The organism is Porphyromonas vaginalis, assembly GCF_958301595.1.
GTDB classification, from domain to species: domain Bacteria; phylum Bacteroidota; class Bacteroidia; order Bacteroidales; family Porphyromonadaceae; genus Porphyromonas; species Porphyromonas vaginalis.
On sequence record NZ_CATQJU010000001.1, the window covers coordinates 277,146 to 289,507 of the forward strand.

Consider the following 12,362-nt stretch of genomic DNA (forward strand, 5'->3'; position numbering starts at 1 on the left):
GCTGTTAGCCATTAGCTAGGGACACTAGTGCTACTAGGATCTAACTTCTAACCTCTAATCTCTAACCTCTATCTCCCTCCCCCTCTAATCTCTTTTTCGTACCTTTGATCCTACAAGAGAGACTATAAAGAAATGACAAACGATACTTCTACCCAGCGTGATACTGCGGCGGTCGGCTACGACAAGAAGGTAGCCGTCGTAGGTGCCGGCTCCATGGGGCGCAGCATAGCCATCTGCCTGGCCATGCACCATATACCTACCGTCATACAAGCACGATCTCTGGATCGTCAGAAGCGGGCTATCCCACTTCTCGAGCAGTCACTGGCGGAGTGTGGCGAACTCTTCGACTGGAGCAAAGAGCAGCAGCAGGAGTTGCTCAGTCGCATCAAGGTGACTGTGGACAATGCCGACATTGTCTCGGCCAACCTCGTCATAGAGGCGACCAGTGGTACCCTAGAGGAGCACAAAGACCTCTACCGCGACCTCGATGCTGTCCTCAGCGAGGGGACGATCATAGCTTCGATCACTTCGTCGATCAGCATCACGGAGCTAGGCAACGCTACACAGCGTCCGTCGCTGGTGGCGGGGATGCACTTCTTCAACCCCGTGCCGCTCATCGACCTTGTCGAGATCGTCTCGTCACAGCACACTTCGCAAGAGACACTTGAGCAGATCCAAGAGCTGTGCGATGCGATGGGCAAAGAGACAGTCTACGTCGAGGACTCGCCCGGCTACATCGTCAATCGTATGCTCATCCCGATGATCAACGAGGCGATCACCGAGCTGGCTCAAGGTATCGGCTCTATCGAAGACATAGACCGTGCGATGCGCATCGGCGCTAGTCACCCGATGGGTCCGCTAGAGCTGGCAGACTGGATCGGGCTAGACACTTGTCTGGAGATCTTGGAGGGGCTCTTTGCGGAGTTTATGGACAGCAAGTATCGTCCGCACCCGCTACTACGCCGGAAGGTTCGCGCCGGACAGCTCGGTCGCAAGGTCGGCGTGGGCTTCTACCGCTACTCCCCAGAGGAAGAGGAATAGTCGTAATAGTAGATCCGTTTTTTTGCACTAAGCTTGAGATGCAAGTCAAGATCCTCGGCTGTGGCTCTGCACGTCCCACACGGCATCATCTCCCCTCGGCACAAGTACTGACCGTCGCAGGGCATCACTACCTGATAGATGCTGGCGAAGGGGCTCAGCACTCGCTCATCCTGGCGGGCTATAAGATCACGCAGCTGGAGGCACTCTTTATCTCGCACGCTCATGGGGATCATTGCTTCGGACTGCCAGGGCTGCTCACCTCGATGGCACACGTAGGGCGCACGAAACCGCTCACCATCGTGACGACAGCCGAGGTGGCTGAGTACATACGCTACATCGAGGAGCATCACATCGAGGAGAGTCCCTACGAACTTTCCGTAGTCGTAGCTCCGAGCGACGAGGTATCCCGCACTATCTACTCCGACCCTTGGCTGCAGGTCGACACGTTGCCGCTGCGGCACCGCACGAGCGCCATCGGCTTCCTCTGCCGTGAGCACTGTATGCCGAGGAGGATAGACCCTGCGGCTACCGACTTTTATCAAATCCCCCACACCGCTATGCATGCCCTGCAAATGGGGCTAGACTACGTACCTCAAGGTGGCGGGCGCATCATCCCCAATCGTGAGCTGACGAAGCCGGGGCGCCCATCTCGCGCCTACGCTTATCTCTCAGACACGCTCCCAGCATGGCATCTGGTAGAGCAGATACGAGGCGTGGACCTCCTCTACCATGAGAGCACTTACAGCGATGAGTTTTGTGACCGTGCGGAGGCTTACGGGCACTCGACAGCACGACAAGCTGCTGAGGTGGCCGAGGCGGCCGAGGTGGGTCAACTGCTCTTAGGGCACTACTCAGGTCGCTATGACGACCTGTCCACATTGCTTAGTGAGGCTCAAGAGGTCTTTCCCAATAGCTATGCAACCCAAGAGGGAGATCTATACGAAGTATAATGCTTTGCTCGAAACACAATTGACAGAACCATGAGTAGCCGCATCAAAAGTCTCTTTAAGGATACCGTCATCTACGGAGCAACGACCATGCTTAGTCGTTTCCTCGGCTGGGCACTCTTCCCACTCTATGTGTATCAGCTGCCCTCGCCTGCCGACTACGGTATCGTGACCAATCTGTATGCGTGGGTAGCCCTGCTCCTGATCCTCCTAACGTATGGAATGGAGACGGGCTTCTTCCGCTTTAGCCGTGAGGGTGACGGGCGCAAGGTGTATGCCAATAGTTTGCGTACGCTAGGCACCAGTTCGCTGCTCTTCCTCGTCTTGGGCTTGCTCTTCGTCAAGCCGATCGGAGCAGCTCTCGGATATGCGGACATGCTGCGCCCCGTGGCGATGCTCATTGTGATCGTGGCGATCGATGCCTTCACCAGTATCCCCTTTGCTTATCTGCGCTACACCAATCAAGCCTTGCGCTATGGCTTGATCAAGATCGGCTACGTACTCCTGACGGTGGCGCTCAACCTCTTCTTCCTATTGGTCTGCCCTTGGCTCCAGAGGGTGGCTCCCGGAGCGGTCAACTGGTGGTACGAACCTGGGCTAGGTGTCGAGTATATCTTCCTCTCGAACATGATCGCCAATATCATCCTCCTACTGGTCTTGATCCCCATTATGAAGCAGGCGCGTGGCGGAGGTCGCTTCGACTGGGGGCTACTTCGCCGCATGCTCCACTACTCGCTGCCGATGGTCTTGCTCGGCATCGCGGGCAACTTCAACAAGATGGCGGACAAGATCATCTTCCCCTTGCTCTTTGAGGATCAAACCTTTGCCAATACACAGCTTGGCATCTATAGTGCGGGGTACAAGATAGCGGTCGTCATCGTCATGTTTACACAAGCCTTCCGCTTTGCTTACGAGCCCTTTATCTTCCAGCGAGGCAAGGAGGGCGAACTCACGGCAGACGAAGAGGCAGCCGCAGAGCGCGAGCGACGCATCACCTATGCGAAAGCAATGCACTACTACCTGCTCTCGGCGATCTTTATCTACGTCGCCGTGATGTGCTACCTCGACCTGCTCAAGGTGCTGATCAGTCCCGCCTACTACGACGGGCTACAGGTCGTACCCTACGTGATGCTCGGGGAGGTACTCTTCGGCATCTACTACAATCTATCGCTCTGGTACAAGCTGACCGACCGCACCTACTGGGGTGGCATCATCTCCACGGCCGGCTGTCTGCTCACGGTGGCGATCATCGTGTGGGGCGCACCGCACTGGGGCTTTATGGCGTGTGCCTATGCTTCGGTCGTGAGCAACCTCCTACTGGTCCTCGTCTCCTACTTCCTCGGCCGCAAGTACTACCCCGTACCGTACCAACTGGGAGCGACGGCTGGTTATTTCGTCGTGGGTGCCATCGCCGTGGGGCTAGTCTTGTGGATCTATGGTGCAATGCCTGCGATGTGGCTGCGCCTGCTACTCAGCACCGTGGTCTTAGTCGCACTCACTGGGTATATCGTCTGGCGCGAGCAGCTGGTCAAGGCATTTGCCCCGATCTTACGCCGTCTGCGCCACAAAGCGGATCGATAAAAGCCCGTAAGGTCATAGAGAGAAGGCTCAATCGCTACACAAAAGCGGTTGAGCCTTCTCTTTTTTGCAGTCTAAGCTCCTTTCACTACAAAGGCATCTGTAGCTTATGTCGCAAGCCACAGCGGAGCTAAGACCGTTTGAAGCGGATTACCGAAACATTCGTATCGCACTGAACTTATGTCACATACGAGTTCCAAAACTTGTTCCACTCTTGGAACTTTTTAGTTCCAAGGGGGGAACTCTTCAGTTCCAACGGAGGAACTTTTTAGTTCCAAGGGAGGAACTTTTCGGTTCCAAGGGAGGAATCCGAGAGAATGTGGCTCAATATTGCCAAGGAGTCAAAGAATTCACTATCTTTGTGTATCCACACGGGAGGAGTGTCGCAACAAGCTACGAGCTTGGCAGGCCGCCCGTAACATACAGTTTACATACCTATATAGACAGATTGATTATGATTAATGATTTCGCAAGTTGGCTGACACCAGGCCAGAGTGTTCTTATCGTATCGAAGGATAGATCCTTCAGAGGCACCTTCCAAGCAGTTTGTGGCGACTACATAGTCCTCGAGAGTCGTCGTGGTGACCAGCACTTCATCCGTGAGGAGCTGATCGAGTCCTTTACGGTTTACAACAGGAGAGAGAGGACTGCTAACAGAGAGACAGAGGCTATCGACGAAGAGATGCCACTGACCGAAGCAAGTAGCGAGACGACGCAGTCAGACGAGGAGGCGATAGAGAGCTTGCTCGCCCCGCTCGAAGGCGCGATAGACAAGGACAAGCCCTACATGTACAAGCCTGGCGATCGCATCCCGCTACCTAATAAAAATCAGCTCAAGTCGCATGCCTCTAGACAACAGAAGTCGGGGCCTAATCGATACCCGCGCAACTCTGCCGACAAACCTACCCTAAGCGAAATCCTAGACGAGATAGAGGCTAATGAGGATCGCAGTGTGATACCTGCCGAAGACCTCCTCTTAGTACGTCCCGCAGGAACGATCAAGATGCGGGAAAACATGAAGAAATACGGCTTTATCGAGGCTTTTGATGAGGAGAAGACAAACTACTGGTTCCCCTTTAATACACTGACCGACGAAGACCTCAGCGTGACGGACGAGGTGGTCTTTTGCAAAGGGTCAAACGAGAAGGGCTTCACCGCCAGCGGTATCGCTTCGCCAGGCACCATACACCGTCTGCTACTCCTCGTGGATCATATCTTGACGACGAGATACTACAACTTCCCGATCGTGCTACCGCTCCTCGAGGCAATGCTGGAGCAGTACCCAGAAAACAAGAGCATCCAGGATAAGTATCAGGAGGTCAAGGAGAGACAGGAGAGCTACAGCAAGCGCAAGGGCAGTGCTGAGTGATCTACTCGCTATAACGCTACAGACTTATGAGACCCTTATATCAGCTTACAGCACTACTTGTGGCACTACTCGCTGTGTGTAGTTGCTCGGGCGGTGGTGGTAGCACCTTTACTCAGGCTAGTGGCAAGCCAAACGAGGTGATGCTCGTCATGGATCGTGACTACCTAGCAGACTCTGTCGGCACGGCTGTCAAGGATATGCTGCGAAGCTATGTACCCGCCATGCCTCAGGTCGAGGAGCAGATGGACGTGACGACGGTTGATCCGAAAGACTTTGACACCTTCCTCCGCTACGTGCGCAACATACTGATCGTCGACATCGATGCGGGACGATATACGCAGAACAGTGTCAAGTTCGCTTACGACCAGTGGGCGCACGGGCAGATCGTGGTGACGATACAGAGTCCCTCGCCTGACTCGGTCTGCTACCTCATGGCAGATCGTGGACGTGCTGTGCTCAACCTATTCGTACGCCACGAGCTGGCAGTACAAGCGAGCAACTTGGTGAAGAACTTTAGCCGCACGGCTGACCAGCTAGCCGTAAAGCATCTCGGCTACCATCTCAATGCGCCCGAAGACATCGTCTCCTACAAGGTAGGCAAGAATTGTCTCTGGCTCTCTAACAATGCGATGCGTCGGCGCACCGACATGCTGCTCTACAAGGTGCCTTACCATGGCGAGGCACTGACAGCACCTTACCTTGTGGCTCTACGCGACTCGGTCCTCGCAGTCAATGTGCCTGGCCCTATCGAAGGGAGCCATGCGGTCACTGCGCCTCATATCTTGATGACACGACAAGTCGCCATCGAGGGGCAGCCGATGCGTACAGAGCTACGTGGACTATGGGAGCTGCGTGGCGGAGGAGCTATGGGCGGACCATTCGTACAGCACGCTTTCGTCACGCCTAGCGGAGACGAGTTGGTCGTCGCAGAGGCTTTTGTCTACCACCCCAATGAGGCTAAGCGTGATGTGATGCAGCAGGTCGAGGCGGCACTCTTCTCCGTAAGAGCTGACACGGTCGAGCAGTGGGATGCTGATCAAGTAGCACAGGCGCGCTGGACGGCCTATACAACCTATTGAACGATTTTATGACTGACAGAAGAATTGTAGTCGGGATAACCCACGGCGATATCAACGGAACGAGCTATGAGCTACTGCTCAAGCTCTTCAATCGCCATGGCGTGACCGACCTCTTTACACCTATTATATATGGATCTCCACGTATCGCCGCTTACTACAGCAAGACACTACAGATGGAGCGCGTCTCGTGGCATCTGATCACTGACGCTGAGGAGGCTGAGCCCAACGTGGTCAACGTAATCGACGTGGTGGGCGACGAGATCGACGTGACGCCTGGCAAAGTGACCGAGGCGGCGGGAGTAGCCGCTCTAGCTGCCTTAGAGCGAGCCACGAGCGACATCAACCGTGGCGCTATCGATGTGCTGGTCACCTGTCCGATCAATAAGGCAGCTATGCCACAAGACCGCTTCCCCTACAAGGGGCACACCGCCTATCTGGGCGTGGCTTGCGGACAGGGCAAAGAGCCGCTGATGATCCTCGCAGCGCCTTCGGGTTTGCGGGTCGCTTTGGTTTCGACGCATGATCCAATCAGCCAAGTGTCTAAGGTCATCACGCAGCGAAAGGTACTCAAGACTTTGGAGATACTAGACGAAGCGTTGCGCCGTGACTTCTTGATCTCTTCGCCACGCATAGCAGTCCTCGGACTCAATCCACACGCTGGTGACAATGGTCTGATCGGCTCTGAGGAGCTTGAGGTCATCGCACCGTCTATCGCCATTGCGCAGCGGGAGATGGGGATCTATGCGTTTGGTCCTTTCTCGGCCGATGGCTTTTGGGGTTCGGGAGCTTATCAGCAGTATGATGCGGTCTTGGCTATGTACCACGATCAGGGGTTAGCCCCCTTCAAGCTCCTACACCTACACGACGGGGTCAACGTGACGGCGGGACTACCCATCATACGCACCTCGCCAGACCACGGCACGGGCTACGACATCGTGATGCAGGGTGTCGCCAACGAGCAGGCACTCATGGAGTCTATCTATATGGCTATCGACCTCTACCGCCACCGCATGGCCGACGACGAGGCGCGTAGCAATGTGCTGCCTAAGCTCTACAAGAACAAACGAGGAGATAACGAGTAAATGCAAAGAGCGACAAAGGATATGGAACGCATCAACGGACTCATAGCTCGCAAAGGGATCAGACCTATGACAGATCGCATAGCCCATGAAGTGCTGGTGCGTACAGACTTTGCCGAGACTCACTACATGTCTATGCTGGCGATGCTTATGGGCATCGTCGCAGCCTTCACACTGATCGACCCGATCTCCCTATGGAGTAGTATCGTCGGCTCGGTAGTCATACTGCTGGCTCTGATCCTCAACGAGACCGCCTGGTCCATAGAGCGGCAACGTGTCACGAGACAGACGATCCCGACGCCCGGTAAGCAGACCGTCGTATGGTACACAGCGACCCCAATCGTCATACAGTTGGCACTCCTCGTCTCCTTGCCGATACGTATCAGCACCTACCCGCCACAAGAGGCTGGAGCTGCGGGCGTGTCGGGCTGGTGGTATGTAGCGCTGGCACTTATCGTTGTCGTACTCTACCTCTATCAGCTACTCATCGAGTACTTCGTCAGGTACTACCAGCGCAGCATGTCTGCACAGGTGGAGGCACAGCACTACGCTCCGCTCTTCGCCTACCGATACCAGCGGGGATATCAGGCGAATAGTCCTAAGGAGCCAGAGAGTGTACGGACCAGGCGTGCGCTCCGTCGCTTGCTCACGCTTTGGGAACTCTTACTCCCATGGCATTATCGTCTACAGTCGCTACTTTATCGACATGCCCATCAGAGTGGCGTGCCGGCTCAGTTTGTCCAGCAGATGCCTCAGTACAAGCGTGGCGTCGGCATCACGCTAGGTCTGCTCAGCAACTACAACCGCTGGATATTGCTCGTCCTGACCCTAGCCTTCCGTTGGGAGCTTTGGTATCTGGTGGTGACAGGCGTCGTCATGACGCTGATGACCCTAGGGGCGCAGCTGTACCTAGAGTCGGAGTACCGCAAGCTCTACGAGGGACTCCTCAGCAACCTACACCGCGAGGAGCAACAAGAGTCTCCACAATAGTGCTATGAGGACAAAAGACGAAACCGCAAAGCGACTAAATGTCTACAAAGCTTCGGCAGGGGCAGGCAAGACCCACACCATGACGGAATCTTTCCTGCGCCATGTCCTAAAGAAGCCTAAGAGTAGCTACCAGGAGGTGCAGGCGGTCACCTTTACCAACCTAGCGACCCGAGAGCTCAAGGAGCGATTCTTCAAGGAGCTCCACACATTGGCGGAAAAGCCTCAAGAGTCGCCTTTCTACGATAGCTTTAAGGGTGACGCTGAGCTAACCAAAAATGCACGTACGGCACTCCAGTCCATACTCTTCGACTATGGCGGGCTACGCGTCAAGACGATCGACTCCTTCTTTCAAGACATCATCCATGCGCTAGCGATCGAGCTCAAGCAGCGTCCCTCGACGCGCATCGAGCTCTCCACCGATCAGATACTCAGTCTGGCCGTAGAGCGACTCTTTGAGCAGCCCTCCGCCACCGCTCAAAAAGCTATCCAGAGCTTTCTGGTCAATCGCCAGGATAAGACTATCTACGCCCTGCGAATGAGCTTGAAGTCCTTTGCCAAGCAGCTATACAATGAGCAGGTGCAGGAGCAAGCCTTTGAGGGGAAGACGCTCTTTGATCCTCAGACTTACAACGACTTCGTCCGTGCTGTCGAGAAGCAGATCGATGTGGTGCAGGATCAGATCAGAGAGCAGGTGGAAAAAGCCCGAACGCTCGTCGATGAGGATGTCAAGCTCCCAGGTGGCAAGAACTCGCCACTGACGAGGCTCACGGATAGGACAAAGAATGAGCCGACGGTCGGTGCTACAAACTCCTATATAACCGCTACACCCTGGAATAAGTACCTGCAAAACCTCAATGTCACCGAAGCTCTCGACGAGCGCTACACCAAAGGACTCGAAATTCCCCAGCTGATCGGTATCTTCCAGACGATACTCCGCCTCTACACAGAGCTCTTTACCCTACGTACGGCGATCAAAAACGGATACGAGCTACAGCTCCTCGCAGAGATACAGACGAATGTCGACAAAGTCTCCGAAGAGCTAGGCATCACGCTCCTAGACAACGCCAAGCGACTCATCCGAACCCTCGTGAGCGGCGAGGGTAGCACCGCTTTTATCTATGAGCGGCTAGGCACCAAGCTGACGCATCACATGATCGATGAGTTTCAGGATACCAGTCGCTTTCAGTACAAAAACTTCGTTCCACTCCTTGAGGAGGCGCTGAGTAGTTCTGGCGAGGTCTTCATCGTGGGAGATGTCAAGCAGAGCATCTACCGCTTTCGCTATAGCGACCCGATGCTTCTGCAGGAAGATCTTGGCAAAGACTTCGGCGATAACCTGAATGCAGAAAACCTACCGAAGAACTGGCGTAGTGCCCCAGCGATTGTCTCCTTCAACAATCGCTTCTTCTCGCTCCTACCCTACGCCTCCGAACTCAAGCTAGAGGATTCTAAGGAGAACCCCGACGAGAGCCCCGATGAGGACCTCAACCTGATCCAAAAGGTCTACAAGCCTAAAGAGGTACACCAAGATGTGCCCGAGTCAAACATGACCAAGGTCGGCGGCGTCTTCATACATCAATGGGAGAAGATGCCCGAGACACCGCCACCAACAGCAGCAGAAGAGGACGACACCGCCAAGACGCCCCCACCAGATCCGCTCCAGACGAAGATCAACTACCTCCTCTACCATATCATCCCCTCCATACGAGCGCGCGGCTATAAGCTCTCGGACATCGCTATCCTAACGCCAAACAACGACACGCTCCAGCGCATCGCTCAGACTATCATCCAGTACAACAAAAAGCGCGAAAAGGAGGGAAACGAGCACCTGCAGCCACTCGCCTTCGTATCCCGTGAGATGCTCTCACTAGATGCCAACCCGCTCTACCGTCTCATCGTTGAGATCATGCAGAGCGTCCTAGTCAACGCGGGAGCCAGCGAGGAGCTTTACAGCAAGAGCTTCGAGCACCGACTAGCCGTAACACACTATGGCGAGCTAGCTCGTGGCCTCAGTGACTCACCCGCCCTAGACCTCGCACGCTGCTACCAAGAGGGGCTGAGTGCCTCGCTCTACGAGCTAACCTTACTGATCGTCGAGGAGCTCCGTCCCCTCATCACCTCCGCTGACCAGCCCTACATAGACGCACTCCTAGACACTGTCCAGGACTACAGCCAGGACAACTACGTAGACCCGCAGGGCTTCCTCGAGTGGCTAGAGACCCACACACCCAGACTAAGCTTAGAGACACAAGATGCCCTGCAGCTCCTCACCATACACTCGGCCAAGGGGCTCGGCTTTCCCGTCGTTTGCCTCCTTGAGTACCAGTGGAGGCTACTAGAGCATACGGATACCATCTGGTGTCGCGATGAGGAGACAATGGCTAAACTACACAAGCTCCTAGGCGAAAGCGTCGAGATCCCCGCTTTACTCCCTATCTCTCCCACCAAAGAGGCGCGAAGCACCCTCTTTCGCGAGAAGATTATTGACGAGGAGCAGCTTGCTCTCCTAGACCGCATCAATACGATCTACGTAGCGATGACACGCGCCAAGAACGAGATGCACCTCATACTCAGTGAAGACAAGGGGAAGTCGGGTACGAGTATCAACTTCGAGCGACTCATCTCTGAACTAGTCAATGAGGTCCAAAAGCCTGCCCCTGAAAAACTTAATTTATTGTCACGGGAGACGATCGATCTCCAATGCTCGGAGGACAAGGTCTTGCCGTCAGAAGATGAGGAGATCAATCAAAGGATCTTTTACTATCAGACCGATCCTACCACCACACCGCCTAAGCCTACGACAGACTCTAGCGACGCCTCACGGCTCGTCCATATACCAGGCAGAGCGCAGACAGGTGCGCTAGCCCAGCTACGCGTACATCGCTCCCAGAGCGTCGCCTATCAGACGCAAGATGCCGTGCGCAATGGTCTCTTCCTCCACGCCTTGCTGAGTGAGATCGACTATCTAGAGCACGACGAGCTACTGAAGCTACTCGATATGAAATGCCTGCAGGGACTCATCCCGCAAGAGCAGCGTGACGCTCTCGCTAAGCTACTAGAGCAGGCACTCACAGATCCCATGATAGCCGAATACTACGATCGAAGTAGTGGGTGGCAGGTGATCAATGAGCGAAGCATCGTCCGCCTCTCACAAGACGCCGAGAGCGAGGCCAGACAAGCCCGCATAGAGCGTCCCGATCGTATCCTGTACGACGACGAGGAGCAGCAAGCCGTCATCATAGACTACAAGAGTGGCGACGAGGCGCAGCAGTATACGAGTCGCCACAAGCGCCAGCTGCGTAGCTACCGCAAGGCACTCCTCGAGAGTGGCTTCCAGACAGTACGTGCCTACCTCCTCTACCTCTCTGCCGAGGGGCACCAGGTCGTCGAGGTAGACTAGCCGGAGACTGTTGCATAAAGGCGAATCGCTGTGTTGCTTTCGGGATTCGGCTTCGGTCACATACGGAGGTATGTGAGCTTCAGACCTCACCCTCAGCGCCTTGCGCTTCATCCTTTCTGCAAAGCCTAGACAATCTTGCAAGCAAGATTGTGAGACCGCATCAAGCCACCGTCCTACCCTAGCGGCAGACAATAGTTTATAGCAAAAGGTCGCCACGTATATACTACGTGACGACCTTTTGTTTTGTTATGATTGTAGTGCTCTAGAGCAAGCTCTTAGAGCATACGCTTGACTTACTCGGCAGCTGTAGCTGTCTCCTCAGCCTGAGCCTCTGGAGCCTCAGCCGTCTCAGCGCCCTCCTCAGCAGGAGCCTCAGCAGCGGGTGCTGGTGCAGGAGCAGGAGTCTCAGACTCGATGACGGCGTGATTCTCTGAGATGACGGTAAAGGTGATCGGAACGATCACATCGCGGTGCAGACGTACCTGCGCCTCGTAGTCGCCTACCTCCTTGACAGCCTTCTTGATCTGGATGATCTTGCGATCGATCTCGAAGCCCTTCTCAGCGAGAGCCTCAGCGAGCTGTATATTCGTTACAGAGCCAAAGATGACACCATACTTAGATGTCTTAGCCTTGATCTCTAGGTGTAGACCATCGATCTTCTCGCCCAGAGCTTGCGCCTCCTGCTTGATGGCTTCGAGCTTGTGAGCTCTCTGGCGTAGCTCCTCAGCAAGCATCTTCTTAGCGCTCTCGCTAGCGATGACAGCCTTCTTCTGAGGGATCAGGTAGTTGCGTCCGTAGCCGTCCTTGACGGTTACGATATCATCCTTAAAGCCTAGGTTGATAATGTCTTCTTTCAGTATTACTTCCATTGTCTTATCG

The 12,362-nt window shown here is 54.9% G+C and carries 9 protein-coding genes; 8 read left to right on the plus strand and 1 reads right to left on the minus strand.

The genetic code is table 11. The features are described 5' to 3' along the window. Positions 1–132 precede the first annotated feature (132 nt). From Q2J34_RS01060 to Q2J34_RS01095, 8 genes are all read left to right on the plus strand, one after another. Positions 133–1,041, plus strand: a complete 909-nt coding sequence (locus Q2J34_RS01060; RefSeq protein WP_298888108.1) for a 3-hydroxyacyl-CoA dehydrogenase family protein — start codon at positions 133–135, stop codon at positions 1,039–1,041. Between the two features lie 38 nt (positions 1,042–1,079). Further along, on the plus strand, positions 1,080–1,991 hold the full coding sequence (locus tag Q2J34_RS01065; RefSeq protein ID WP_298888110.1) for a ribonuclease Z: 912 nt from the start codon (positions 1,080–1,082) through the stop codon (positions 1,989–1,991). Between the two features lie 30 nt (positions 1,992–2,021). Continuing rightward, a complete protein-coding gene (locus Q2J34_RS01070; protein WP_298888113.1) occupies positions 2,022–3,569 on the plus strand; it encodes a lipopolysaccharide biosynthesis protein in 1,548 nt (515 codons plus the stop codon). A gap of 451 nt (positions 3,570–4,020) precedes the next feature. Continuing rightward, a complete protein-coding gene (locus tag Q2J34_RS01075; RefSeq protein WP_298889610.1) occupies positions 4,021–4,935 on the plus strand; it encodes a DNA-binding protein in 915 nt (304 codons plus the stop codon). 26 nt (positions 4,936–4,961) lie between these two features. Next, entirely contained in the window at positions 4,962–6,014 is a 1,053-nt protein-coding gene (locus Q2J34_RS01080; protein WP_298889612.1) for a DUF4837 family protein, read from the plus strand. A gap of 8 nt (positions 6,015–6,022) precedes the next feature. After that, the gene (gene pdxA / locus Q2J34_RS01085; protein ID WP_298889614.1) at positions 6,023–7,096 is read left to right on the plus strand and encodes a 4-hydroxythreonine-4-phosphate dehydrogenase PdxA; all 1,074 of its coding nucleotides are present in this window, start codon (positions 6,023–6,025) and stop codon (positions 7,094–7,096) included. A 21-nt stretch (positions 7,097–7,117) separates the two neighbouring features. Further along, positions 7,118–8,083 (plus strand): hypothetical protein, encoded by a 966-nt coding sequence (locus tag Q2J34_RS01090; RefSeq protein WP_298889617.1) that lies wholly within the window; start codon positions 7,118–7,120, stop codon positions 8,081–8,083. Positions 8,084–8,087: 4 nt separating this feature from the next. Continuing rightward, a complete protein-coding gene (locus Q2J34_RS01095; RefSeq protein ID WP_298889619.1) occupies positions 8,088–11,483 on the plus strand; it encodes a UvrD-helicase domain-containing protein in 3,396 nt (1,131 codons plus the stop codon). 293 nt (positions 11,484–11,776) lie between these two features. On the opposite strand, the gene rplI is transcribed toward Q2J34_RS01095, so the two are convergent. Continuing rightward, on the minus strand, positions 11,777–12,352 hold the full coding sequence (gene rplI / locus Q2J34_RS01100) for a 50S ribosomal protein L9 (protein WP_298889621.1): 576 nt from the start codon (positions 12,350–12,352) through the stop codon (positions 11,777–11,779). Positions 12,353–12,362 lie beyond the last annotated feature (10 nt).